Annotated in this window: 26 protein-coding genes; 17 read left to right on the plus strand and 9 right to left on the minus strand. The window is 61.0% G+C overall.

The window, feature by feature from the left end; translation table 11 throughout:
* The first annotated feature begins 75 nt into the window (after positions 1 to 75).
* Positions 76 to 1,881: an ABC transporter transmembrane domain-containing protein gene (locus tag L598_RS06715; RefSeq protein ID WP_144861198.1), complete on the plus strand. Its 1,806-nt coding sequence runs from the start codon at positions 76 to 78 to the stop codon at positions 1,879 to 1,881.
* Here the strand turns inward: L598_RS06715 and L598_RS06720 are convergent, their stop codons facing one another.
* The 9 genes from L598_RS06720 to L598_RS06760 form a co-directional block, all read right to left on the minus strand.
* A complete protein-coding gene (locus L598_RS06720) occupies positions 1,882 to 2,313 on the minus strand; it encodes a type II toxin-antitoxin system VapC family toxin (protein ID WP_144861199.1) in 432 nt (143 codons plus the stop codon).
* Entirely contained in the window at positions 2,313 to 2,588 is a 276-nt protein-coding gene (locus L598_RS06725; RefSeq protein WP_144861200.1) for a hypothetical protein, read from the minus strand. Before L598_RS06725 ends, L598_RS06720 begins: the two co-directional genes overlap by 1 nt.
* Positions 2,589 to 2,640: 52 nt before the next feature.
* Positions 2,641 to 4,296, minus strand: coding sequence for an FAD-binding dehydrogenase (locus tag L598_RS06730; RefSeq protein ID WP_144861201.1), 1,656 nt, complete (start codon positions 4,294 to 4,296; stop codon positions 2,641 to 2,643).
* A gap of 70 nt (positions 4,297 to 4,366) precedes the next feature.
* The gene (locus tag L598_RS06735; protein WP_144861202.1) at positions 4,367 to 5,398 is read right to left on the minus strand and encodes a peptidoglycan -binding protein; all 1,032 of its coding nucleotides are present in this window, start codon (positions 5,396 to 5,398) and stop codon (positions 4,367 to 4,369) included.
* 1 nt (position 5,399) lies between these two features.
* On the minus strand, positions 5,400 to 6,419 hold the full coding sequence (locus tag L598_RS06740) for a MotA/TolQ/ExbB proton channel family protein (protein ID WP_144861203.1): 1,020 nt from the start codon (positions 6,417 to 6,419) through the stop codon (positions 5,400 to 5,402).
* Between the two features lie 114 nt (positions 6,420 to 6,533).
* A complete protein-coding gene (locus tag L598_RS06745; protein WP_144861204.1) occupies positions 6,534 to 7,334 on the minus strand; it encodes an inositol monophosphatase family protein in 801 nt (266 codons plus the stop codon).
* 37 nt (positions 7,335 to 7,371) lie between these two features.
* Entirely contained in the window at positions 7,372 to 7,935 is a 564-nt protein-coding gene (gene efp / locus L598_RS06750) for an elongation factor P (RefSeq protein WP_144861205.1), read from the minus strand.
* A 129-nt stretch (positions 7,936 to 8,064) separates the two neighbouring features.
* Positions 8,065 to 9,072 carry a tetratricopeptide repeat protein gene (locus tag L598_RS06755; protein WP_144861206.1) on the minus strand — a complete coding sequence of 336 codons (1,008 nt, stop codon included), beginning with the start codon at positions 9,070 to 9,072 and terminating at the stop codon, positions 8,065 to 8,067.
* A 2-nt stretch (positions 9,073 to 9,074) separates the two neighbouring features.
* The gene (locus L598_RS06760) at positions 9,075 to 9,734 is read right to left on the minus strand and encodes a thiamine phosphate synthase (protein ID WP_144861207.1); all 660 of its coding nucleotides are present in this window, start codon (positions 9,732 to 9,734) and stop codon (positions 9,075 to 9,077) included.
* A 142-nt stretch (positions 9,735 to 9,876) separates the two neighbouring features.
* Between L598_RS06760 and L598_RS06765 the strand changes: the two genes are divergently transcribed.
* The 16 genes from L598_RS06765 to tilS all read left to right on the plus strand — a co-directional run bounded on the left by L598_RS06765 (position 9,877) and on the right by tilS (position 23,735).
* On the plus strand, positions 9,877 to 10,650 hold the full coding sequence (locus L598_RS06765; RefSeq protein WP_144861208.1) for a sulfite exporter TauE/SafE family protein: 774 nt from the start codon (positions 9,877 to 9,879) through the stop codon (positions 10,648 to 10,650).
* Positions 10,651 to 10,699: 49 nt separating this feature from the next.
* Complete coding sequence (locus L598_RS06770; protein WP_144861209.1) at positions 10,700 to 12,340, plus strand: acyl-CoA synthetase; 1,641 nt, start codon at positions 10,700 to 10,702, stop codon at positions 12,338 to 12,340.
* Positions 12,341 to 12,676: 336 nt separating this feature from the next.
* Positions 12,677 to 13,204: a DUF1465 family protein gene (locus L598_RS06775; protein WP_144861210.1), complete on the plus strand. Its 528-nt coding sequence runs from the start codon at positions 12,677 to 12,679 to the stop codon at positions 13,202 to 13,204.
* Positions 13,205 to 13,283: 79 nt separating this feature from the next.
* On the plus strand, positions 13,284 to 13,793 hold the full coding sequence (gene ruvC / locus L598_RS06780; protein WP_144861211.1) for a crossover junction endodeoxyribonuclease RuvC: 510 nt from the start codon (positions 13,284 to 13,286) through the stop codon (positions 13,791 to 13,793).
* Positions 13,794 to 13,870: 77 nt separating this feature from the next.
* The gene (ruvA, locus tag L598_RS06785) at positions 13,871 to 14,491 is read left to right on the plus strand and encodes a Holliday junction branch migration protein RuvA (RefSeq protein WP_144861212.1); all 621 of its coding nucleotides are present in this window, start codon (positions 13,871 to 13,873) and stop codon (positions 14,489 to 14,491) included.
* A gap of 62 nt (positions 14,492 to 14,553) precedes the next feature.
* Positions 14,554 to 14,850: an AbrB/MazE/SpoVT family DNA-binding domain-containing protein gene (locus L598_RS06790; protein WP_144861213.1), complete on the plus strand. Its 297-nt coding sequence runs from the start codon at positions 14,554 to 14,556 to the stop codon at positions 14,848 to 14,850.
* Positions 14,847 to 15,245: a type II toxin-antitoxin system VapC family toxin gene (locus tag L598_RS06795; RefSeq protein WP_186444946.1), complete on the plus strand. Its 399-nt coding sequence runs from the start codon at positions 14,847 to 14,849 to the stop codon at positions 15,243 to 15,245. Before L598_RS06790 ends, L598_RS06795 begins: the two co-directional genes overlap by 4 nt.
* Positions 15,242 to 16,282 carry a Holliday junction branch migration DNA helicase RuvB gene (gene ruvB, locus L598_RS06800; protein ID WP_144861215.1) on the plus strand — a complete coding sequence of 347 codons (1,041 nt, stop codon included), beginning with the start codon at positions 15,242 to 15,244 and terminating at the stop codon, positions 16,280 to 16,282. Before L598_RS06795 ends, ruvB begins: the two co-directional genes overlap by 4 nt.
* Before the next feature lie 67 nt (positions 16,283 to 16,349).
* On the plus strand, positions 16,350 to 16,814 hold the full coding sequence (gene ybgC, locus L598_RS06805; RefSeq protein ID WP_144861216.1) for a tol-pal system-associated acyl-CoA thioesterase: 465 nt from the start codon (positions 16,350 to 16,352) through the stop codon (positions 16,812 to 16,814).
* 243 nt (positions 16,815 to 17,057) lie between these two features.
* Positions 17,058 to 17,768 (plus strand): protein TolQ, encoded by a 711-nt coding sequence (tolQ, locus tag L598_RS06810; RefSeq protein ID WP_144861217.1) that lies wholly within the window; start codon positions 17,058 to 17,060, stop codon positions 17,766 to 17,768.
* A gap of 21 nt (positions 17,769 to 17,789) precedes the next feature.
* Positions 17,790 to 18,245: a protein TolR gene (gene tolR, locus L598_RS06815; protein ID WP_144861218.1), complete on the plus strand. Its 456-nt coding sequence runs from the start codon at positions 17,790 to 17,792 to the stop codon at positions 18,243 to 18,245.
* A gap of 6 nt (positions 18,246 to 18,251) precedes the next feature.
* On the plus strand, positions 18,252 to 19,313 hold the full coding sequence (locus L598_RS06820) for a hypothetical protein (protein WP_144861219.1): 1,062 nt from the start codon (positions 18,252 to 18,254) through the stop codon (positions 19,311 to 19,313).
* Between the two features lie 40 nt (positions 19,314 to 19,353).
* Positions 19,354 to 20,667, plus strand: coding sequence for a Tol-Pal system beta propeller repeat protein TolB (gene tolB / locus L598_RS06825; RefSeq protein ID WP_144861220.1), 1,314 nt, complete (start codon positions 19,354 to 19,356; stop codon positions 20,665 to 20,667).
* A 179-nt stretch (positions 20,668 to 20,846) separates the two neighbouring features.
* Positions 20,847 to 21,356, plus strand: a complete 510-nt coding sequence (gene pal / locus L598_RS06830) for a peptidoglycan-associated lipoprotein Pal (RefSeq protein ID WP_144861221.1) — start codon at positions 20,847 to 20,849, stop codon at positions 21,354 to 21,356.
* A 160-nt stretch (positions 21,357 to 21,516) separates the two neighbouring features.
* On the plus strand, positions 21,517 to 22,410 hold the full coding sequence (gene ybgF / locus L598_RS06835) for a tol-pal system protein YbgF (RefSeq protein WP_144861222.1): 894 nt from the start codon (positions 21,517 to 21,519) through the stop codon (positions 22,408 to 22,410).
* On the plus strand, positions 22,404 to 23,735 hold the full coding sequence (tilS, locus tag L598_RS06840) for a tRNA lysidine(34) synthetase TilS (protein WP_246658654.1): 1,332 nt from the start codon (positions 22,404 to 22,406) through the stop codon (positions 23,733 to 23,735). The genes ybgF and tilS overlap by 7 nt, the downstream gene beginning before the upstream one ends.
* The last annotated feature ends 25 nt before the right edge of the window (positions 23,736 to 23,760 follow it).

The raw sequence follows: 23,760 nt of genomic DNA on the forward strand, positions 1-23,760 counted from the left end.
CCTATACATCAGCCGACCGGCCAGCACAAGGCCGCCGACCGGACTTATTCTCGGACAGGCGCAGAAGGACCGACCATGGCGGAACCGGCCGTCGCCGCAAGCGACAAGAAAAGGCGATCGCTCGGCCCGCTCGCGCGGCTCTTTCCCTATATCCGCCGTTATCGCGGCCTCGTCGCAGGCGCTGTATTCTTTCTTACCCTGGCGGCCGTGACAACGCTAACATTGCCCATCGCCGTGCGCCGCATGATCGATCACGGCTTCTCCAGCTCCGATTCCACTTTCATCTCCAATTATTTCTCCATGCTGGTGGTCATCGCCGGTGTGCTGGCGACCGCATCCGCCTGCCGTTACTACTTCGTCGTCACTTTAGGCGAGCGCGTCGTGACGGATCTGCGGCGCGATGTCTTTTCGCATGTGACGCGGCTTTCGCCGGATTTCTTCGACCGCTCCCAGTCGGGCGAGATCGTCTCTCGGCTGACAGCCGATGCGACACAGATCAAATCGGCTGTCGGGGCGACCGCCTCCACAGCGCTGCGCAACATCATCATGGGTACGGGCGCGGTGGTGATGATGATCATCACCAGTCCGCGGCTGTCGCTGCTGGTGGTCGTCGCCATTCCCGCCATCGTCTTCCTGCTCGTCGCCTTCGGCCGGTCCGTGCGCCGCAAGTCGCGGCTTGCTCAGGATACGCTCGCGGATGCCTCGGCCTATGCGAGCGAGCAGATCGGCGCGATGCGCACGCTTCAGGCCTTCACAAGCGAGGCGCGCGTGATCGATCGTTTTGCCAACGCCATCGAATCTGCCTTCCAGGCCGCGCGCTCTTCGATCTTCGCGCGCTCCATCCTGACCTTCTTTGCCATTTTTGCCACTTCTGCCTCCGTGGTCGGAGTACTTTGGGTGGGCTCCCAGGACGTGCTGGCGGGGACGATGTCTCCCGGCACGCTCGGCCAGTTTCTCCTCTATTCGGTGCTTGCGGCCGGAGCGCTTGGTGCACTTTCCGAAGTCTGGGGCGAGCTTTCGCAGGCTGCGGGCGCGGCCGAACGCATGACGGAACTGCTCGCAGAGGAGCCGACGATCGCCTCGCCGGCGGCCCCCGAGGCGCTGCCGGTGCCGGCGAGCGGAATGATCGAGTTTCGCGACGTGCATTTTGCCTATCCGACAAGACCTGAAAAGTCGGCGCTGAAGGGGCTTACTTTTTCAGTCAGGAAGGGGGAAACAGTCGCCATCGTTGGCCCCTCGGGAGCAGGCAAGACAACCGTCTTCTCCCTTCTCCTTCGTTATTATGACCCTGCAAGCGGCGAGATACTGGTTGATGGCGTCGACCTGCGTCAGGCCAATCTGATCGAATTGCGTTCGCGCATGGCGATCGTGCCCCAGGACGTGACGATCTTTGCGGCGAGTGTGGCCGACAATATCGGCCTCGGCCGCCCGGACGTCTCGCGTGAGGAGATCGAGGCGGCCGCGAAGGCGGCGCATGCCGATGAGTTTATCCGCATGCTCGATCAGGGATACGATACACTCGTCGGTGAGCGCGGCATCACCCTTTCAGGTGGCCAGCGTCAGCGGATCGCTATTGCCCGTGCCATATTGCGCGACGCGCCGATCCTGCTCCTCGACGAGGCTACTTCAGCTCTTGATTCGGAAAGCGAAACCCTTGTGCAGACGGCGCTGGAGCAACTGATGCGCCAGCGGACCACCATAGTCATCGCACATCGCCTGGCGACCGTCCTCAGGGCCGATCGCATCCTCGTCATGGAGGATGGACGGATCGTGGAGGAAGGTACGCATGCCGTACTTGTGCGCAGGGACGGGGTCTATGCCCGGCTGGCGCGTCTCCAGTTCGAGACAGGCGCAGACGCGTTCAGGGGTGCGGCGGAGTAGTCAATCCGGCCGCCACTCGGCAAGCAACTGGACGCCGCCAAATGTCCTGGTTCTGTCAAAGTGCCTTTTGTCCGCGGTTAGAAAGGTACCATTCCGCACGATTGCCATCGCGTGGTAGATCGAATCCGCCAGTGCTGGAAATCCATGCGCGGATGTTTTGGTCGTCGCGATGGCCTCCGCTTTATTCAGATCCTCGGCATTGGGCTCGATGAAACGGAAGCCGGTTTTCTTGAGGGCAGCTATCAGCCTGACTGGGATATCGAACGGGACGCCATAATGAAGAGCCACGGAGAGGACTTCGTAGAGCGCTAATCCGGGTGCAAGATGTGCGATCCTGCGTTCCGCACAATGAATGACGGCTGCCTTGGCCAGCGGGCTGTCCGGTTCATCTCGAAAGAGTTTGACCAGAATCGAAGCATCGAGCACGAGCATCAATGCCTGGATCCATGCCGCGCGGCCAGATATGTGTCGCGTTCGCTCCGCAATCTGCGAAGCATTTCGACGCTATCTTCGCCATCGCTGGAATAGCCCTCCATGCTGTCGAGCGTCTTCCGCAGACTCTCAATAGCCTCTTTCCTGAGGGCTTCGGCGATGGCTCGCTCCACGAAACCGGATCGTTTGCTCGACGGAATCCGTGCTTCGAGTTCTTCCTTGACCGCACTGTCGATGGAGAATGTAGCGCGCTGCTTGCGTTCATGCATAGCCATGGAAGATTCCTTTCATACCAAAAAGTAATACCATCTGGTATGAAAATCCAGTCTATTGTCCCGCCGCATGCCTGCCGGCATTGCGGCCTGAGAAGATGCAGCCGCCGAGGAAGGTTCCTTCCAGCGCGTTGTAGCCGTGATAGCCGCCGCCTCCGAAACCGGCGACTTCGCCTGCCGCATAGAGGCCAGGTATCGGCTCACCATCCTTATCAAGAACCTGAGCGTCCAGATTGGTATGCAGGCCGCCGAGCGTCTTGCGGGTGAGCACATGCAGCCGCACCGCAATCAGCGGGCCATTGGCCGGATCGAGTATCCTGTGTGGCCTGGCGGTGCGGACCAGCCGGTCGCCCAGATAGTTGCGGGCGCCGCGGATCGCCATCACTTGCGCGTCCTTGGAAAAAGGATTGTCGATTTCGCGATCGCGGGCGGCAATCTGCGCCTCGATATGCGCGCGGTCGAGCAGCGTGCTTCGAGTGAGGTCGTTCATCGCCTGGACAAGCGCGCCGAGCGTGTCGCGGACGATGAAATCCTCGCCCTTCTGCTTGAAGGCTTCGACGGGCGGGGGCGCACCCTCGCCACGGCGGCTTTTCAGCACGGCGCGCCAGCTTTTGGAAGCGAAGTCCGGATTCTGCTCGGAACCGGAAAGCGCGAATTCCTTCCTGATGATCTTCTGGGTCAGGATAAACCAGGAATAGTCATGGCCGGTGGAAAGGATCTGCTTCAGCGTCGTCATCGTATCGAAGCCGGGCAGGCAGGGCGGCGGCAGGCGGTTGCCGAGCGCGTCGAACCACATGGAGGACGGACCAGGCAGGATGCGTATGCCGTGGTCGGGCCAGATCGGCGCCCAGTTCTTTACGCCCTCGGTATAGTGCCACATGCGGTCAGCATTGATGATGGCGCCGCCCGCCTTGCGGGCAATCTCCAGCATGCGGCCATCGACATGGTGGGGAACGCCGGCGACCATGTTCTTCGGCGGTGGACCAAGGCGATCCCTCGGCCAGTTCTTGCGCACGAGCTCGAAATTGCCGCCGATGCCGCCGGAAGCAACGATTACCGCGCCGGCCCTGAACTCGAAATCTCCCACGATCTCGCGGCTCGACTGCTGGCCGCGTTCCACCGACGAGGGTTTCAGCACCTCGCCCGCGACGCCGGTGACCGCGCCCTTCGACCTGATCAGGCGGCTGGCGCGGTGGCGGAATTTCAGCGCAATCAGACCACCGGCCACATGTTCGCGTATACGTCGCTCGAACGGCTCGGTGACGCCCGGGCCGCTTCCCCAGGTGATGTGGAAACGGGGAACGGAATTGCCGTGACCATGCGCCAGCGAGCCGCCGCGCTCGGCCCAGCCGACGACGGGGAACCAGCGCATGCCCATACCGTAGAGCCACGATCGCATCTCGCCGGCGGCGAAATCGATGAAGGCCTCTGCAACCTTGCGCGGCCAGTAGTCCTCGTCGCGATCGAAGCCGGCGGAGCCCATCCAGTCCTGCAGGGCGAGGTCGCGGCTGTCCCGGATGCGTATACGGCGCTGTTCCGGGCTGTCGACGAAGAACAGCCCGCCGAGCGACCAGAAGGCCTGGCCTCCGAGGGAATTCTCTCCTTCCTGCTCGAGGATGATTACACGCTTGCCCGCATCGGCCAATTCGGCCGCTGCGACCAGCCCTGCCAGTCCGCCGCCGATGATGACCGCATCTGCCTCCTCTGCCATCCGCTCCTCCCTTTGCGGCGGCATGGTAGAAGCGATGGGCAGCGGCTTGCAACGCCGTTTTGTGGCTGGCCTAACGCTCGGTCAGCTTGAGTTCGATGCGGCGGTTCCTGGAGCGCGCTTCCATGGTATCGGCTTCATCGAGCGGCTGATATTCGCCGAAGCCGGCGGCGACGAGCCTGTTCGCAGGAACGCCGTTCTCGATCAGGAACTTGACCACCGCGGTAGCGCGGGCCGAGGACAATTCCCAGTTATCGCGATAACGGCCGGTGCCGGAAAGGGGAATGTTATCCGTGTGGCCGTCGACACGCAGCACCCAGTTGATCTCGGGCGGGATCTCCTTCTGCAGGTCGATCACCGCGTCGGCGAGTTTTTTCATCTCGGCCTTGCCGGCATCGTTGATCTCGGAGGCTCCGGAAGGAAACAGGACTTCCGCCTGGAAGACGAAACGGTCACCGACGATACGGATATTCTCGCGATCCGAAAGGATTTCGCGCAAGCGCCCGAAGAAGTCGGACCGATAGCGGTTCAGCTCCTGGACGCGCTGGGCCAGTGCCACATTCAGGCGGCGGCCGAGATCGGCAATCTTGGCATTGGATTCCCTGTCGCGCTGCTCGGAAGCGTCAAGCGCGGCTTCAAGAGCCGCGATCTGCTTGCGCAGGGCGGAAATCTGCTGGTTGAGCAATTCCACCTGGGAGAGCGCCCGCTGGCTTATCTGACGCTCGCTGGCAAGTTCATCGGTCAACTCTCCGACGCGTTCCTCAGCCGCCTGGCTTTCGCCTGCGCCGCTGGTCAGAAGCTGCTCCAGACGGGAATTCTCGGCTTCCGCATCGGAGAGAGAGGCGCGCAGACTGGCGATGATATCCTCCGCATCCTGCGAGTTGGATCGCTCCAGCGCGAGCAATTGCGTCAGTTCGTTGATCTGGTCATTGAGCCTGTTGAGAACCGCATCCTTGCCGGTGATCTCCTGGCTGAGGAAATACTGCGCCAGCACGAAGACCGACAGCATGAACATGATGGCAAGAAGCAGCGTCGAAAGCGCGTCAACAAAGCCGGGCCAATAGTCGACACCCCGTTCGCGACGGCGACCGCGGGCAAGCGCCATGTCAGCTTCTTTCCTCTTTGCTCAGTGCCGCGGCGATCTTCTCCAGCGTTTCACGGAGGGCTTTCTGGTCCTCGGCCTGGGATTCGACCCAGTCGCGCATCATCTGCTGCTCATGGCGCATGTTCTTGACCAGACCAGCGATGCCGTCGGCCAGAGCAGCCATGGAGGCTGCGACACGCGGATTGGGCGAACCGCCGGCTTCCTGCATGCTGCGCAGGCGCTCGGAAAGTATTTTCAGCTCCTCGGAGGAATTCGCCTTTCCGCCATCAGCAAGGTCCGATCCGAGATCGGTCACCGTCGACAGCCAGTTTTCCAGTTCGGTGTAAAATCTGTTCTGGGCTCGTCCCGCCTGGAGGTCGAGGAAGCCGAGGACCAGTGATCCCGACAGGCCGAAAAGCGACGAGGAGAAAGCCGTGCCCATGCCTTGCAGCGGTGCCGAAAGGCCGGATTTGAGCGATTGAAGGATGTCATTGGCATCACCCGAACCCGGATCGAGAGACTGGATCGTGTCGCCAATCGACCCGATTGTCTGCAATAGGCCCCAGAAGGTGCCAAGCAGGCCCAGAAAGACGAGAAGGCCGATGAGATAGCGGGATATGTCCCGGCTCTCATCCAGGCGGGTGGCGATGGAATCGAGTATGGAGCGCATCGAACTTGTCGAAAGCGCCATGCTGGACGACCGGCCGAGAAGGGCTTTCATGGGCGCCAGAAGAACCGGGTCTCCCGCTTCCGTGCCCGCCCTGAAGGAATTGACCCAGCGCACTTCGCGGAAAAGCCTGACGACCTGTGCGAAAGCAAGAAGAATTCCGACTGCGAGCACCCCCAGAATGAGCCCGTTCAGACCAGGATTGGTTTGAAATGCCGAAGATATCTGGCGGTAGAGTATCGCCGCGACGAAACCGACGATCGCCAGGAAAATCAGCATCGAAAACAGGAACACCTGCGGACTGGAAAGGCTGCGCGGATCGTAATCCTCATCGGGGGACAGGCGATCCGAACCCAGTGCTTTCAGCAAGGCCATAGGCTCCTCGAATCCGTTGCTGCATAGAGACTGCCCGTGACTCTAAACGGAAATGCGACAAAATTGAAAGATATCGTCGCCGCCGGCCCTGCGCTGGCGGCGCAGCAAGCCAATTTAGCGGCCCGTCGCCGGCTTTTTCAGGGCTGCGAGCAGGGCTTTGTGGATCGCCTCATTGCCAGCCACCACGGTACCGCTATCGAAGATGTTCTGCCCACCGGTCCGATCGGTAGCGAATCCACCGGCCTCGCGGATCATGAGCAGGCCCGCCGCCATGTCCCAGGGCGAGAGCGCGTCTTCCCAGAAGCCGTCGATGCGCCCAGCCGCCACATAAGCGAGATCGAGCGCGGCCGCGCCCATGCGACGGATGCCCGCGGTCTCGCCCATGACGTTGCGAAGATCGATCAGCGCGCGGCCGTGATCACCGCGCCCGAGATGCGGGATGCCCGTACCGATCACGCAATCGTATAGCCTGCTGCGCGCGGCCACGCGCAGGCGCCGGTCGTTCAGAAATGCGCCGCCGCCGCGCTCGGCGGTGTAGAGCTCGTCCATTGCCGGATTGTAGATGACGCCGGCTACGAGTTGCCCTTGCCGCTCAAGGCCGATCGAGACGGCAAAGATGGGGATGCCGTGCAGGAAATTGGTCGTGCCGTCGAGCGGATCGACAATCCACCGATGCTGCGCGTCCTCGCCTTCGACCACGCCGCGTTCTTCCATGAGAAAGGAATAGCCCGGTCGGGCGCGCTTCAGTTCCGTATAGATGATCTCCTCGGCCTTGCGGTCGGCCTGGCTCACATAGTCGCCGGGCCCCTTGAGGGAGACCTGCAGGTTCTGCACCTCACCGAAATCGCGCGCCAGCGAACGGCCTGCCTTCATGGCGGCCTGAACCATGACATTTATGATTGCGGAACGCGCCATCGGAATGGTCTTCCAAACAAGATTGTGATGCTACGCCTCAGTCGGCGCGGCGGATATAGGTGATTTCGTTCGTATCGACCACGATGCGCTCGCCGGCCGAAATGAAGGGCGGCACCATGACGCGGATGCCGTTTTCCAGTACCGCAGGCTTGTAGGAGGATGCGGCGGTCTGACCCTTGACCACGGGATCGGCTTCCGCAACTTCGAGCGTGACCTGATCCGGCAGGGAGATGCCGATAGGCTTGTCCTCATAGAGCTCGACCGTAACGGTCATGCCGTCCTGCAGGAAAGCCGCGCGCTCGCCGACAAAATCCTTCTGCAATTCGAGCTGCTCATAGCTTTCCGAATCCATGAAGACGAGCGCTTCACCCTGCTCATAGAGATAAGTGAAGTCCTTCTGCTCGAGCCTGATCCTTTCGACGGTTTCGGCAGAACGGAAGCGTTCGTTGAGCTTGGTGCCGTTGATCAGGTTCTTGAGTTCCACCTGATTGTAGGCGCCACCCTTGCCCGGCTTCACAGCATTGGTCTTGACCGCCACCCAAAGGCTGCCGTCATGCTCGATGACATTGCCGGGCCGGATTTCGTTACCGTTGATCTTCATCCTTCAAAGTCCTGGAATTATCTTGCCTGCGGGCCGGATTGGCGCCTCCAAGACCATAAAAAGGGCCGGGAAGCAAGCCGTTGCAGGCGCTTATGCATGAAAACGGCTGGTAGCATCGGCTTGTGTCGTTCAGCGGAGATCGTTCGCTTCCTCGATCGCCTTCTTGCGCTGGTCTTCGGTCAGTCCTTGCAGGAAGTCCTCCATGAAAGGATCCACAAGACCTGCGCGACGAGCCAGCACATACCAGGCAGCCGCCGCAACCGGATCCGCCTCAGTGCCGACTCCGGAACGATAGAGCTTGGCCAGACGGTTCTGTGCCGCCACATTACCGCCTTCGGCGGCCTGCTTGAGCCAGCCGAAACCGGCTTCCGGATCCGCCTTGCCGCCTCGGCCCTCCACCAGCCAGGTTCCCAGATCGAGCTGTGCCGTGTCAAAGTTCTGCCGGGCTGCGAGTTCCAGCCAGCGACGCGCCTCTGCCTCGTCGGCCGGTTTGCCACCGATGCCGTTGGCATAGACTTGCGACATGGCATATTGGGCATCCGCTAGGCCGGCTTCAGCGGCCCGTTCGTAATAGGCGACGGCTTTCTTGGTGCTTTCAAACCCGAATTCGCGATTCATCACCATCTGCGCGAAGTTGAATTCTGCCAGGTGATTGCCCCTGTCGGCTGCTGCCTTCATCAGTTCATAGGCTTTTTCCTCGTCCTTCTCGACATAGCGGCCGTCGATGAGCAGGAGCGCATACTGGAACTGGGCTTCGGGTATGCCTTGCTCAGCCGCCTTGGCATACCATTTCGCGGCTTCCTTCTCATCTCGGGCAACACCCAGGCCGCGGGCATAAATCTCCGCGATTAGCGTCTGCGCGGCGCCATCTCCATTCTCGGCGCGGGGTTTTGCCAGGTTGAGAGCGGTAAGATAGTAGCCGCGCTGGAAAGCGCCGTAGGCTGCATCAGGCACCTTGCCGAAGCGCGAGGGATTGATCTCCTCCGCCGATGGTGACGAACCGTTGTCCCTGCCGGGGCGCGCTTCCTTGCCGTCGGCCGTTGCGGATGGTTCGTCCGCTGCCCATGCGGTTGCCTGGGCATTGCCGAACAACAATAGGGCGAAAGCGAGTGCTGCGGGAGCAAGTCGTTTCGTCATTTTCAGCCTTCAAATCGCGGAGCCTTGGCGTCGAGAATCGAATTCGCGCGACGGACGGCTTCCGCCGGGTCCACTCCTGCGGCGAATACCGCCGAAGACAAGGCAACGAATTCGGCGCCCGTTGCGGCCACGGCCTCCACGGAACTGATATCGGCGCCGCCAAGAACGATGCAAGGCAGCTCGATCATCTCCGACCACCATGCCCCAAGCCCGAGGTTGCGGGGATGCGGCTCCGGTTTGGTGTCGTAGCCGAAACGCCCGAAAAACATATAGTCGGGTTGGGTCTCTCCGAGTTCAAGCGCATCGTCGCGGGTCTTGACCCCGCCGCATCCGACCATCATGCGGTCCTGATATTTGTGTATGGTATTGGCAAGCTCGGCTTTCGAAGCTTCGACATGGATGCCGTCCGCCTTGACCCTGCTGGCAATCCGAGGTTCCCCGGCGATCACGACGGCCACGCCACGCTCCTGAACAAGCGGCGTCAGCCGTTCCGCCCGCCGCTGAAAGCTGGCTTCGTCGAGATCGTAAGCTGGCAGGATCAGCGAAGCCACATCTCCGCCGGCAAGTGCCGCTGAGACGCGTTCTTCCGCATCCGCAGCATCTGGTGCAGATGGAGCGATCAGAACAAGGCGACAGCGGTCCGCGGGGATGGTTTCGGTCATAGCTTCGGCATCTTTAGGAAGCGATCTTGGTTCTATTGGGGCATAGACGATGGGTTCCCTTTTGAACAGGGATCGATTCCACAAAGGCCTCTCGCCAATGCCGCCGCGAAGAGCTAAGCGGTGCGCGAAAGGCATATTCCGCATGACGTCTCTGCTCACCGATCCGTTCTTCTACGCTGCCGCAATTCCGGCCGTCATTCTTGTCGGTCTGTCCAAAGGCGGTTTTGGCGGTGCGATGGCGCTGCTAGGCGTGCCGCTGATCTCCCTGGTGGTGCAGCCGGTGCAGGCAGCGGCCATCCTGCTGCCGATCCTGATCGTCATGGATATGGCTTCACTCTGGGCATGGCGCGGCTACCGCGACGCCAGGACGCTGCGGATCATGCTGCCTGGAGCCATGATAGGCATTGCCATCGGATGGCTGACGGCAGCGGTGGTGACGGCCGGCATGGTGCGGCTCATTGTTGGTATCATCACTTTCCTGTTCTTCCTGCGCTGGGCCGTGCAGAAATTCGGCGGAGGCGAAAAGATCACACCGCACCGGCCAGTCGTCGGAGTCTTCTGGGGCGTTATTTCGGGCTTCGCGAGCTTCGTCGCCCATGCCGGCGGTCCGCCCTATCAGATCTATGCCTTGCTGTTGAAGCAGGATCCGAAGATCTATACCGGCACCAGCGTGATATATTTCGCGATCGTCAATGCGGTGAAGCTCGTTCCCTATTTCCTGCTTGGGCAGTTCGACAGGGCGAATCTCACCGCGTCGTTCGTCCTGGTCCCCATTGCTCCTGCGGCCACCCTTGCCGGTGCATGGATCGTGAAGCGGATGCGGCCGACGGTCTTCTATCCTTTCATGTATGCAATGATATTGGTCATTTCCCTGAAACTGATCTCGGACGGCATATCCGACATCTGGGGCTGGTGACGATCGCCGAGGCTTGTGCTTAAAGATGGCCGAATTCTGGAGGATGTCAGTGACCAACCCTTACGAACAGGATCTCGACAAGAACACGGCCAATTACCAGCCGCTCTCGCCGCTCTCCTTCCTGGAGCGCGCCGCGAAGGTCTATCCGGATCATGCGGCCATCATCCACGGGGAAATGAAGGTGAGCTACAGGGAGTTCTGGCGGCGTGCGCGCCGGCTCGCCTCGGCGCTCACGGGGGAGGGCATCGGCAAGGGCGATACGGTGACGGTGATGCTGTCCAATACGCCGCCCATGCTCGAGGCGCATTTCGGCGTTCCGATGACCAAGGCCGTTCTGCATTCGCTCAATACGCGACTTGACGCGGTGATTATCGCTTTCCAGCTCGATCATGCCGATACCAAGGTGCTGATCGTCGACCGGGAATTTTCCGGCGTGGTGAAGGAGGCGCTCGCGCAGGCCAAGGTCAGGCCGCTCGTCATCGATTATGACGACCCCGAATATCCGGTCGATGCGCCCTATCCAAAAGGGGAAGCGATCGGTTCGATCGACTATGAAGCGTTTCTCGCCAAGGGCGATCCCGACGGCGCCTGGTCCATGCCGGACGACGAATGGGATGCCATAGCGCTGAACTACACTTCCGGCACGACGGGCAACCCGAAGGGGGTTGTCTACCATCATCGTGGCGCTGCCCTCATGGCCTATGCCAATACGGTGCATGCAGGACTGGGCAAGCACTGCGTCTATCTTTGGACGCTGCCGATGTTTCATTGCAACGGCTGGTGCTTCCCTTGGACGCTGGCGCTGCAGGCCGGCACGCATGTCTGTCTGCGCTGGGTGCGCGCCAAGGCGATATACGACGCGATCGCCGATCACGGCGTGACACATTTGTGTGGTGCGCCCGTCGTCATGTCGGCCCTGATCAATGCTTCCGACGAGGATAGGCGGGAGTTTCCGCAGACCGTCACCTTCAACACGGCCGCTGCGCCGCCGCCGGAGACGGTGCTTTCGGGCATGGCGGATGCCGGTTTCTCGGTGACGCATCTCTACGGACTGACGGAAACCTACGGTCCCGCCGTCGTCAATGAGTGGCATGCGGACTGGGACGCTCTTACCAAGGAGGGCCAGGCGACGAAGAAGGCTCGCCAGGGCGTGCGCTATGCGGCGCTCGAGGATCTCACCGTTATGGACCCGAGGACCATGGAGCGGACGCCGCCGGACGGCGAAACCATCGGCGAGGTCATGTTCCGCGGCAATATCGTCATGAAGGGTTACCTGAAGAACAGAAAAGCCACCGACGAGGCGTTTGCCGGCGGCTGGTTCCATTCCGGCGACCTCGGCGTGATGCATCCGGATGGCTACATCCAGCTCAAGGACCGCTCCAAGGACATCATCATATCGGGCGGAGAGAACATTTCCTCCATCGAGGTGGAGGAGGCGCTCTACAAACATCCGGCCATCGGAGCCTGTGCTGTCGTGGCCAAACAGGACGAGAAATGGGGCGAGACTCCCGTCGCCTATGTGGAACTGAAGCCCGGCAAATCGGCGACGGAAGCGGAGCTTATCGAGCATTGCCGCGGGCTGCTTGCCCGCTTCAAATGCCCCAAACAGGTTATTTTCGCGGAAATCCCGAAGACCTCCACCGGAAAGATCCAGAAATTCGTCCTGCGCGACAGGGCCAGAAACCTATGACAAGCGCCGCGAATCCGCCTGCCGTCGATAAAGTTTTAGATTCATTGCAGGGATTAACGGCTTGTTAAGCTTTACGGGGGTTTACTCCAATTCATCCAGTGATCTGGATTCTTACCGAGTGGCTGGAGCCATTCTGTTTGACGCCTCCCTGTTAACTCCTGAGAGCCGCCTTCGCGGCTCTTTTTTTGCCCTTCGAGGACGTTAACCTTTTGTTAAGCATGTGCTTGCCTTAACTTGGGACAAGTTGCATTTTCCGATCCCCGGAACAGACGAACTGAATATGAAATGGCCCCCTGAAGGGCAGGCTAGGGCGACAGGATCAGCAGGGCGAGCGGAATGAAGGAATCGGGCGCGGATAGCGCTGAAACGATCAAGCTGGCCGAGCGCCGGGTTTTTTCCCGGCTGTTCAAGCCCCTCTACAATGACGGCATGACGCTGGTCGAGGAGGCTGCGGAATATCTCGACGGCGAGGGGCGCATCGCCGCCAAGCATCTGTCGCGCGTTGCCGCCACGCTTTACGCAGCCGAATCCATGCGGTTGACGACAAGGCTGATGCAGATCGCCTCCTGGCTGCTGCTTCAGCGGGCGGCGAATTCCGGCGAAATGACCCGCGAGCAGGTGGCGGCGGAGAAGTCGAAAGTAAGGCTGGATACCGCCTCGGCACAGGAGGACGTGCCTGGCTGGGAGGAATTGCCCCAGGCTTTCCGCACCCTTGTCGGTCGTTCGTTGCGGTTGCAGTCGCTGGTCAGACGGATGGACGAGGAGATCTACGGAGACCAGAAGGCGGCCCGCCAGGACTTTTCCAGCACCAATCCGGTTTCTGATCAGATCACGCTCCTGAAGACGGCCTTTGGCCGCGGTTGAGGCACATGCCCGAAACCTGAATGTCGATTGGTCCTGGCAGTTCGGTGTCAATGGCATCGTCAGAGAGTAGAATGATGCCATGAGTGTTCCGATTCGCATCATCGGCATCGATCCCGGTTTGAGGCGCACCGGCTGGGGGATAATCGACAGCTTCGGCAATTCCCTGCGCTTCGTCGCCGCCGGCACGATACGCTCGGATGACAAGGCGGCGCTTGCTTCGCGGCTCTGCCAGCTTCACGACGGGCTTGCCTCCGTCCTTCATCTGCATATGCCGCAGGAAGCGGCTGTCGAGGCTACATTCGTGAACCGGGACGCCGCCGCGACGCTGAAGCTTGGCCAGGCCCGCGGCATAGCGATGCTGGTGCCGGCGCTTGCCGGTCTGCAAGTTGCCGAATATGCCCCGAACGCCGTGAAAAAGGCGGTTATCGGCGTCGGGCACGGTGACAAGAAACAGATCAACATGATGGTCAAGGTCCTGCTGCCGAAAGCTACCTTCGATACGGACGATGCCGCCGATGCGCTGGCGATCGCCATTTGTCATGCTCATCATGACCGCAGTTTGAATGCCCGTCTGGCTGCGGTGCCGTGAAGGGATTTGTTCTTGGCTTGTTCCGGAGGCGGAAATTCCCTACACCATTCGCGGGTAACTGCGCATGAGGCATCCTGGTGATCGGCAAGCTCAAGGGACTGGTTGACGAGATCGGCGAGGACTATTGCGTGATCGATGTCGGAGGCGTGGGCTATGTCGCCTATTGTCCCGCGCGGACCTTGTCGGCTCTGGGCGGCATAGGTACTGCCGTGACGCTCTTCATCGAAACCTATGTTCGTGAGGACATGATCCGGCTTTATGGCTTTCAGACGGCTCTGGAGCGGGAATGGTTTCGCTTGCTTCAGAACAATGTGCAGGGCGTCGGCGCGAAGGTGGCGCTGGCCATATTGTCCACATTGGCCGCACCGGAACTCGCCAATGCCATCGCATTGAGGGACACAGCCATGATCGCGCGGGCGCCGGGCGTCGGCAGGAAGGTCGCGGAGCGTATCGTCACCGAATTGCGCAACAAGGCACCCGCATTGGCCGGCGATGGGGCGGCTGGAATCGGACTGAAGCAGGAACTCGGCGAGGGCGTTGCTCCGGCGCCTGTTTCCGATGCGGTTTCCGCGCTCGTTAATCTCGGCTATTCGCGCGATGTCGCCGCCAACGCCGTGGCTGCGGCGCTCAAGGAAGCAGGCGAGGGAGCGGAATCGGCCAAGCTGATCCGGCTCGGCTTGAAGGAACTGGCGCGGTGAGCTTGATAGCAGCCATACTCCTTACTAGATCGGTAAGTAAGGAGTATAGAGGAAGGTAAGGAATGGGCGCGATCGCGACGATAACCGCCAAAGGTCAGATCACTTTGCCTAAAGAGCTTCGTGATCGGTTCGGGCTCAAGCCCGGCGACAGAGTAGAATTTGTTGAAGAGGACGGGAGGACCTGGGTAAGGGCCCGCAATCTGAGGGCGGCCGATTTGATGGGTATATTGGGTCCGCCTCCCAACGGCGTGAGATTGACAAACGAGGAACTCGATCAGGCTATCAATGACGCTGCTGCTGACGCCGCAGCCGAAGACGATGCGCGTGTAATGCGTGAATGGCGCGACCGAAACGAATGATAGGTGTCGATACCAACGTGCTAGTCCGATTGCTGGTCGCCGACGATGGCAGGCAGGCTCAGGCGGTCGGCGAGTTCTTCGCACAACGGACCGGTGCCGACCCGGCATTCGTGAGTGCCGTGGTGCTGATAGAGTCTCTTTGGGTACTGGGGCGACGGTTCGGCTATTCGCGGTCGACCCTGCTTGATGCTCTTCGCAGGATGATGACCAGTCCCGAGCTCAATTTTGAGCATGGTGGTCGGCTGGCGGAGATCCTGGAGAATGCCGATCCGTCGTTGTCGGATATTGCCGATCACCTGATTGCCTGGTCATGCGAAAAAGCGGGCTGTGAGCGGACTGTCACTTTCGACAAAAGAGCGGCCAAGAGAAACCCCTCCATGGAACTTCTCACATGAGCGAGGCCCAGCGCATCATATCGGCCGAGAAGCGTGGCGAGGATGTCGACGCCACCATGCGCCCGCAGACGATCGACGACTTTGTCGGACAGGCGGCGGCACGCGCCAATCTCAAGGTTTTCGTCGAGGCGGCACGGGGCCGCGGCGAGGCGCTCGACCATGTCCTGTTCGTCGGTCCTCCGGGTTTGGGCAAGACGACCCTGGCGCAGATCGTGGCGCGCGAACTCGGCGTGAATTTCCGTGCCACCTCCGGTCCTGTCATCGCCAAGGCCGGCGATCTGGCGGCACTTCTCACCAACCTCGAAGAGCGGGACGTTCTTTTTATCGATGAAATCCATCGCCTCAATCCGGCGGTGGAGGAGATCCTTTATCCCGCCATGGAGGATTACCAGCTCGACCTCATCATAGGCGAAGGCCCGGCGGCGCGGTCAGTCAAGATCGACCTTGCCAAATTCACCCTCGTGGCGGCGACTACCCGGCTGGGCCTTCTGACCACACCATTGCGCGACCGTTTCGGCATACCGATCCGGCTCGACTTCTATACGGTGGAGGAACTGGAGACGATCGTGAGGCGCGGCGCGCGCATTCTCGGTCTGCCGCTCGCTCCCGATGGTGCCACGGAGATCGCCCGACGGGCGCGGGGGACGCCGCGTATAGCCGGCAGGCTTCTGCGGCGCGTGCGCGACTTTGCAGCCGTCTCCGGTGTCGAAAGCGTATCGCGCGAAGTGGCCGATCAGGCGCTTTCCCGGCTGGAGGTTGATACCCTCGGCCTCGATCAGCTCGACCGCAGATATCTCGCCATGATCGCCCATAATTTCGGCGGCGGCCCCGTCGGCATAGAAACGATCGCCGCCGGACTGTCCGAACCACGCGATGCGATCGAGGACATCATCGAGCCATATCTCATCCAGCAGGGCTTCATCCAGCGCACGCCGCGCGGGCGCGTGCTTGCCGCAAAAGCCTGGAAGCATCTGGGCCTCGAAGCGCCGAAGGATTTGGCGCAGTCGCAGATCAATCTTTTCCAGGAAGAGGAATAAGCTGCCCTTGCCAATCGCAAGGGCCTATGCGCGGCGCAGCCGATGCGGAACTGATGGGGCATAGTCTATGGCCGGAAATGGAAATGCTGACGAAACGACGGGCCTCGCAGGCGTTCTGACGCCCTTCGGACACCGGCTGACGGCGCGCGTCTACTTCGCCGACACGGATTTTTCCGGTGTCGTCTATCATGCGCGCTACCTGGAATTCTTCGAGCGCGGCCGCTCCGATTTCCTGCGTTTGGCCGGAGTCCATCACACGGAACTTGCCGACGGGATCCATGGTGAGAAGCTGGTCTGGGTGGTCAAGCGCATGGAAATCGATTTCCGTGCTCCGGCCAGGATTGACGACATCCTGACGATCGATACGCGAACGGAGAAGATTTCAGGCGCTCGCATCCATATGGCGCAGGAGATCAGGCGCGGCGAAGATCTGCTCGTCGAGGCGAAGGTGGAGGCCGCCATCATCGGCAGCTCCGGTCGGCCTCGCCGCTTTCCGGCGGAATGGGTGGCAGCATTTTCCCCGAAGAACTGACGGCAGGAATTTGCCGAAGAGCCTTGTTCCTAACGGTTAATTAACCATAACGCTCCATTAACATCGGAGATGAGAAATCGGGCGGAATCCGCACGCCTTCCTTTTACCAAATTTCGCCGGAAAAAGGCCGGCGGTGCACGTGACGGGGAATGCTGCCGAGACTGTTCGGTTCAAGAGTTGACGGCATTCGAGCGAAAGCCGCGGTCCGGCGTGTTGCCATTCCGACGATGAGGACGTGAATTCATGGAAAGTCTAACACTCGCCGCTCCTGGTGGTGAATTGTCGATCTGGGCGCTGTTCTGGCAGGCCGGGTGGGTGGTCAAGCTGGTCATGATAGGTCTTCTGGCGGCCTCGATCTGGTCGTGGGCCATCATCATAGACAAGCTGATCGCCTATGCCCGTATGCGCGCCGCGCTCAACCGCTTCGAGCAGATATTCTGGTCGGGTCAATCCCTGGAAGAGCTCTACCGTACGCTATCAGACCGCAAGACCACCGGCATGGGCTCGATATTCGTGGCTGCCATGCGCGAATGGAAAAAGAGCTTCGAAAAGGGTGCCCGCTCGCCCATCGGCCTTCAGACGCGCATCGACAAGGCGATGGATCTGGCATTGACGCGGGAGATGGAGCGGCTGGAAGGCCGGCTCGGCTTTCTGGCCTCGATCGGCTCCTCCGCGCCCTTCATCGGCCTGTTCGGCACGGTGGTCGGCATCATGACGTCCTTCCAGGCGATTGCCGGCTCGAAATCCACGAATCTGGCCGTTGTCGCGCCCGGCATCGCGGAGGCGCTGCTGGCGACTGCCATCGGCCTGCTCGCGGCGATCCCGGCCGTCATCGCTTACAACAAGCTGTCGTCGGACGCCGGTAAGCTGGGGCTTCGCATGGAAGGCTTCGCGGACGAGTTCTCCGCCATACTCTCGCGGCAAATCGATGAGAAGGTCGCCGGCAAGGCATAAACGGGCGTAGGAGCAAGCGGCATGGGAATGGCAGTCGGGTCAACCGGCGGACGCGGCGGGCGCGGTCACAGGCGGCGCGGGCGTCATCACGGACTGATATCGGATATCAATGTCACGCCCTTTGTCGACGTGATGCTGGTGCTGCTCATCATCTTCATGGTGGCGGCTCCGCTGTTGACCGTGGGCGTGCCCATCGACCTGCCCGAAACGCAAGCCAAGGCGCTCAATTCCGAGACCCAGCCGATTACTGTCTCCGTCAACAATGCCGGCCAGATCTATCTCCAGGAGACCGAGATCCCCATCGATGAGGTGGTTCCGAAGCTCGAGGCGATTTCGCGTTCCGGCTATGACGAGCGCATCTATGTGCGCGGCGACAAATCGGCCGATTACGGCACGGTAATGAGGGTGATGGCGAGGATTTCTGCTGCCGGCTATCGCAATCTTGGACTGGTTACCCTGCAGGAACAGGACGACTGATCGGGAATGAAGACCGGTCTCATTGCATCGGCTACCTTGCATGCAGCGCTGATCGGCTTCGGCCTGTTCTCGCTGTCGGCGCCGCGCGCCTATGAGGTGGCCGATATCGAGGCATTGCCGGTCGACATCGTGCCCGTGGAATCCATCACTCAGATCCAGGAGGGCGACAAGAAGGCGCCTGCCGCCGAGAAACCTGCTCCGACCCCGACCAAGAGGCCCGATCCCGTCGAGAACGCCGCCAAGGTCGGCGACAATGATGTCGATCTGAAACCACCTCCGACGCCCGAAGCCAAACCGAAGCCGGTGGAGACGGCTTCGACACCACCGCCTTCCGAGAAGCCTGCCCCGAAACCGGCCGAGCGGCCCGAGCCGGAGCCGCAGGAGGCAAAAGCCGAGCCTGTGCCCGTACCTGCGACCGAGGTCACTCCCGAACCCCAGCCGAAACAGGAAGTAGAGCCCGATCCGGCGGCCGAAACGATCGTAGCGGAAGATGCGGAGGCAGAAAGCGTCAAGCTGCCGAAGACTGCGCCTGTCCCGCAGGCCCGTCCGCAGCCGCCCAAGGCGCAGACGGCCAAGGCGCCGGAGCGCAAGAAGGCGGAAGAACCGGCGCGCAAGCAGGCCGCGGCGAGGCCGGAATCGGAAAAGAAAGACGATCTCCTGGACGATGTGGCCGCGCTGCTCAACAAGCAGAAGGCATCTGGTGGCGGCGCGAAGCGTTCGACGGAGGAAGCTGCGCTCGGCGGCGAACGTACCACAAGCGGAGAGAAGCTGTCACAAAGCGAGATGGATGCGTTGCGCGGTCAGATCCAGCGCTGCTGGAATGTTCCCGCCGGAGCCCTTGATGCGGAGAATCTCAAGGTCTCCGTCCAGTTCAAGCTTGATCCGAGCGGTGCCGTTCAAGGCGCTCCGCAGATCATAGCGGGCGGCAGCGGATCTACTGTCGAAAGGGCTGCTGCGGAATCGGCCCGCCGCGCCATCCTGCAATGCGCACCCTACAACCTACCCACCGAAAAATACGATGCCTGGGCCGATGTCATCGTCCATTTCGACCCCAGCGATATGTTCTGACGGGCATCGGTTCCCTGAGAATTTCGAGAGGCAAAGGCTGATGAAGACAATTTTGAGAGCGATTCTGCTGATCGGGGCACTGGCCGGCGCATTTTGTGTCGCGACCTTGCCGGCCCGCGCGCTCGTCGAGATCGATGTCAACAAGGGTATCGTCGAGCCGCTGCCGATCGCGGTAACGGATTTCATCTCCGGCGATGGCAAGGGCGCGGAGATTTCAGGCGTTGTTGAAGCCGATCTGAGGCGCTCCGGCCTTTTTGCTCCGATCGAGAAGGGCGCCTTCATCGAGAAGATATCGAATCCAGATGTCGCTCCCCGCTTCGAGGACTGGAAAGTCATCAACGCGCAGGCGCTGGTCACAGGACGCGTCACCCGGGAAGCGGATGGGCGGCTGCGCGCCGAATTCCGTCTCTGGGACACATTCGCCGGCCAGCAGCTCGTCGGTGAACAGTTTTTCGCGACCGAGGCCAATTGGCGGCGCATCGCACATATCATCGCGGATACGATCTACGAGCGCCTGACCGGCGAGAAGGGCTATTTCGATACCCGCATCGTCTATATCGACGAATCCGGCGCAAAGAATCAGCGCGTCAAGCGGCTGGCGATCATGGATCAGGACGGGGCCAATCATCGGTATCTTTCCGACGGCCGGGCTATCGTGATGACGCCTCGTTTCTCGCCGACCCGGCAGGAAATCACCTATATGTCCTATGAAGGCGGCCAGCCGCAGGTCTATCTCCTGCAACTGGAGACCGGTCAGCGCGAACTTGTCGGCAATTTCCCCGGAATGACTTTCGCGCCACGCTTCTCGCCGGATGGGCAAAGGGTCGTCATGAGTCTGCTCAGGGACGACGGTAACTCGAACATCTTCTCCATGGACCTGCGCAGTCGCAATACCACGCGGCTGACCAACTCAAATTCCATCGACACCTCCCCCTCCTTTTCTCCGGATGGCAACAAGATCGTGTTCACCTCGGATCGTGGCGGACGGCCGCAGATCTATGTGATGGGTGCGGATGGCTCCAATCCACAACGCATCTCCTTTGGCGAAGGCAGCTATTCGACGCCGGTCTGGTCGCCGCGCGGCGACCTCATCGCCTTCACCAAGCAGACGGCAGGCGATTTCCAGATCGGGGTCATGCGCACTGACGGTTCGGGCGAGCGCATCCTGTCGACCGGCTTTCTGCAGGAAGGGCCGACCTGGGCGCCCAATGGAAGGGTGATCATGTTCTTCCGTCAGGCCGCAGGCGCCGGCGGGCCGCGTCTCTATTCGATCGACCTGACGGGCCGCAATGAACAGCAGATACCGACGCCGAACTTTGCTTCCGATCCGGCCTGGTCGCCCCTGTTGGAGTGACAGGCCGCGTTTCCGCCGCAATTGGACCTAGGGTGACCTGCGTCTGCTGCGGAAGATTCGTGGATCGGGGACACCGTAGCGGATAAAGGAAATTTAATGCAGTTTGTTGAGCGTCTGTTAACCGCGACATGGTTACTGATCACTCAACGATTCCATTCAAATGCGAAGGAGAGGCGGCAATGCGCCGTATCGCATCACTGACCACAAATCCGGTTGTCATCGCGCTTTTCACCACGCTGGTCATCGCCGGCTGTGCATCCAGGAAGGTTCCGAACAACGCAGCCGATCTCGGCCTTGGTGCCGGCGCCGGCGCGGCAGCCCCTGGTTCCCAGCAGGAGTTCACCGTCAGCATCGGCGATCGCATCTTCTTTGACACCGACTCATCCGCTATCCGGTCGGATGCTCAGGCCACGCTTGCCCGTCAGGCGCAGTGGCTGAACAAGTATTCGTCCTATTCTATCACCATCGAAGGCCATGCCGACGAACGAGGAACGCGCGAATACAACCTGGCGCTTGGCGCGCGCCGTGCTGCCGCGACGCGCGACTTCCTGGTTTCGCAAGGCGTTGCCGCCAATCGCATCAGGACGATCTCCTATGGCAAGGAGCGTCCCGTGGCCGTTTGCGACGATATCTCCTGCTGGTCGCAGAACAGGCGTGCAGTCACTGTGCTGAACGGCGCCGGAAGCTGAGTGCTGGCCCATGTCGGTTCAAAAAAGGCGGTCCTCGGGGCCGCCTTTTTTACTTGGTTGCGGGAAATCAAAATTTGGCCGAAGTCTCGCGGCCTGATAAAAACCCAGGCAGGGGGCGGTTACGGCCCCGGGGAATACAATCGAGAGCGAGTTTTTGGGGATGAATATCCGAAGATTGCTTGGCAGCGCGCTGGCGCTGTCCGTCCTGTTGGCCGGGCCGGCCCTTGCACAACAAGATCCGCGCATTACCGGCATAGAAGAACAGATGCGCCAGTTGAACGGGCGCGTTGAGGAGTTGAATTTCCAGATCCTGCAGATGCAGGACCAGATTCGCAGGATGCAGGAGGACAACGAATTCCGCTTCCAGCAGCTTGAAGGCGGAGGGGGCGGCGGCGCGTCGGCTCCCGCTTCGACCGAAGGGGGATCGCCGCGTACGGAGGCGCCGAGCCCTGAGACGCCGGCCAGAGCAGAAGCTCCGACGACGAACGACGTCGCAAGATCGGCCCCGGCCGGGGAACAGCCCCAGTTGGGCGTCCCGCCGCGCGAGCTCGGCACGATCACCTTCGATGCAAATGGCAATGTCGTCGGGGGCGGTTCCGGCGGTCTGCTGCAGGGAAGCTCCGATCAGCCTGCGGCCGACGGCACGACTGTCGCTGCCTTGCCTTCGACAGACAATCCCGAGGAGCTCTACCGGAATTCCTATGAGTTCATCCTTTCGGGTGACTACAGTACGGCGGAAGCCGGTTTCCGGGATTATATCGAGCGCTTTCCAAGCGATGATCGCGTCGCGGACGCACATTTCTGGCTTGGAGAGGCACTGCTCGGGCAGGACCGCTACAGAGATGCGGCCGAAGTATTCCTGCGGGCGAGCCGGGATTTTCCCGATTCAAAGAAAGGTCCGGATATGATGCTGAAACTCGGCATCTCGCTCGCAGCGCTGAACCAGCGCGATGTTGCATGCGCGACCTATGTCGAACTTGGCCAGCGCTATCCAAGCGCTTCGTCCGCGCTCAAAGAGCGCGTGAAACAGGAACAGGCGCTTGCCGGGTGCTGAGCGACGTTTCGCTCCCCGATCCTGATGCGATCTTCCAGGACTTCCGCCTCTCCGGACGTGACTGCGTCATAGCCGCCGTTTCGGGCGGTAGCGATTCTCTCGCCCTTCTTGTCCTTCTCCATGTCTTTCTGCGCCGGCATTCGGCGTCGCCCCGTCTTCTTGCCGTGACCGTGGACCATGCTTTGCGTCCAGGCTCTGCCGGGGAAGCGAAAACCGTTGCCGCATTCTGCGCCGCCTGTGACATCGACCACCAGATCGCGGTCTGGAGGGGGCCGAAGCCATCGACAGGCATTTCCGCCGCCGCGCGCGAGGCGAGGCATCGGCTCCTGGCGGAGGCTGCTGCAGCGGCCGGAACGGATCTGGTCTTCACCGGCCACACACAGGACGACCAGGCCGAGACGGTTACAATGCGCGCTTCGCGCGGTTCCGGACGGGGTGCTGCCGGCATAGCGCTCGCTACCCTGTTCGACGGCCGCATCTGGTTCGCGCGGCCACTGCTTAATATCAGACGCAGCGCCCTTCGCGCCTATTTGAAGCAGGCGGGCGTGACATGGATCGAGGATCCGACGAACCGCGATGAACGCTACGAGCGGGCCCGTACGCGTATTGCCATGGATATAGAACGGTTTCGGCAAGCCGTGGAGCACAGCCGGCGGGCAGCAGCCGATCGCGAGCTTTTGGGTCGGAATGCCGCTGAAGTCATTGTCCGTCACGCCGAATGCCCGTTACCAGGGCTTGTACGCTTGGATGACGGATTCCTTTCCTGCGACCGGGATGCCACGCGTTACGCTCTTCGCATCCTGCTTGCAGTGGTGGGCGGTCGTGAGCATTTGCCTGATGACGCCAGAACAGCGGCCCTGCTCGACAAGATCAGGCAGCCCCCGCTACGCGCCACTTTGTCGCGGACAGTCGTGCGGGCTTCGAAGAAGGGGTTCTACTTCCATCGCGAGAGCCGTGATCTGCCCTTCAATCCACTTGGAGACGCGCCCTTGGTATGGGACGGACGATACCTTCTGTATGGCAAGGGGGCAGCCGGCATTTCCGTGGGCCCGCTTGGCATCGGCAATGCACAATCCTTCGATATGCCGGCGAATCTCCCCTCATCTGTGTTTCGAGGCGTCTTGGCTGCCGAGCCGGCCCTTTGGAAGGGCGGGAAATACCTGGGTTTGGCGCGCGAAATGCCGGATCTGACCGTCACGCCGGCCCTTGGACCATGGCAGCGCTACCTGCCAAGCTTCGATTTCGCGCCGGCGAAGGCAGTGGCGTCGCTTCTGGATATTGAGCCGCTGCCGGTATTGCCATTTGCGAGCCACAATGAGAGGTAAAAGTCACGCCTGCCTGATTGCTTAA

This window comes from Mesorhizobium sp. J18 (assembly GCF_007829525.1).
Taxonomy (GTDB): Bacteria; Pseudomonadota; Alphaproteobacteria; order Rhizobiales; family Rhizobiaceae; genus VLJP01.

Bases quoted from the DNA above. Each gene is read 5' to 3' on its own strand.
- L598_RS06715 (WP_144861198.1), top strand. From the start codon at position 76: ATGGCGGAACCGGCCGTCGCCGCAAGCGACAAGAAAAGGCGATCGCTC.
- L598_RS06720 (WP_144861199.1), bottom strand. From the start codon at position 2,313: ATGCTCGTGCTCGATGCTTCGATTCTGGTCAAACTCTTTCGAGATGAA.
- L598_RS06725 (WP_144861200.1), bottom strand. From the start codon at position 2,588: ATGGCTATGCATGAACGCAAGCAGCGCGCTACATTCTCCATCGACAGT.
- L598_RS06730 (WP_144861201.1), bottom strand. From the start codon at position 4,296: ATGGCAGAGGAGGCAGATGCGGTCATCATCGGCGGCGGACTGGCAGGG.
- L598_RS06735 (WP_144861202.1), bottom strand. From the start codon at position 5,398: ATGGCGCTTGCCCGCGGTCGCCGTCGCGAACGGGGTGTCGACTATTGG.
- L598_RS06740 (WP_144861203.1), bottom strand. From the start codon at position 6,419: ATGGCCTTGCTGAAAGCACTGGGTTCGGATCGCCTGTCCCCCGATGAG.
- L598_RS06745 (WP_144861204.1), bottom strand. From the start codon at position 7,334: ATGGCGCGTTCCGCAATCATAAATGTCATGGTTCAGGCCGCCATGAAG.
- efp (WP_144861205.1), bottom strand. From the start codon at position 7,935: ATGAAGATCAACGGTAACGAAATCCGGCCCGGCAATGTCATCGAGCAT.
- L598_RS06755 (WP_144861206.1), bottom strand. From the start codon at position 9,072: ATGACGAAACGACTTGCTCCCGCAGCACTCGCTTTCGCCCTATTGTTG.
- L598_RS06760 (WP_144861207.1), bottom strand. From the start codon at position 9,734: ATGACCGAAACCATCCCCGCGGACCGCTGTCGCCTTGTTCTGATCGCT.
- L598_RS06765 (WP_144861208.1), top strand. From the start codon at position 9,877: ATGACGTCTCTGCTCACCGATCCGTTCTTCTACGCTGCCGCAATTCCG.
- L598_RS06775 (WP_144861210.1), top strand. From the start codon at position 12,677: ATGAAGGAATCGGGCGCGGATAGCGCTGAAACGATCAAGCTGGCCGAG.
- ruvC (WP_144861211.1), top strand. From the start codon at position 13,284: ATGAGTGTTCCGATTCGCATCATCGGCATCGATCCCGGTTTGAGGCGC.
- L598_RS06790 (WP_144861213.1), top strand. From the start codon at position 14,554: ATGGGCGCGATCGCGACGATAACCGCCAAAGGTCAGATCACTTTGCCT.
- L598_RS06795 (WP_186444946.1), top strand. From the start codon at position 14,847: ATGATAGGTGTCGATACCAACGTGCTAGTCCGATTGCTGGTCGCCGAC.
- ruvB (WP_144861215.1), top strand. From the start codon at position 15,242: ATGAGCGAGGCCCAGCGCATCATATCGGCCGAGAAGCGTGGCGAGGAT.
- ybgC (WP_144861216.1), top strand. From the start codon at position 16,350: ATGGCCGGAAATGGAAATGCTGACGAAACGACGGGCCTCGCAGGCGTT.
- tolQ (WP_144861217.1), top strand. From the start codon at position 17,058: ATGGAAAGTCTAACACTCGCCGCTCCTGGTGGTGAATTGTCGATCTGG.
- tolR (WP_144861218.1), top strand. From the start codon at position 17,790: ATGGGAATGGCAGTCGGGTCAACCGGCGGACGCGGCGGGCGCGGTCAC.
- L598_RS06820 (WP_144861219.1), top strand. From the start codon at position 18,252: ATGAAGACCGGTCTCATTGCATCGGCTACCTTGCATGCAGCGCTGATC.
- tolB (WP_144861220.1), top strand. From the start codon at position 19,354: ATGAAGACAATTTTGAGAGCGATTCTGCTGATCGGGGCACTGGCCGGC.
- pal (WP_144861221.1), top strand. From the start codon at position 20,847: ATGCGCCGTATCGCATCACTGACCACAAATCCGGTTGTCATCGCGCTT.
- ybgF (WP_144861222.1), top strand. From the start codon at position 21,517: ATGAATATCCGAAGATTGCTTGGCAGCGCGCTGGCGCTGTCCGTCCTG.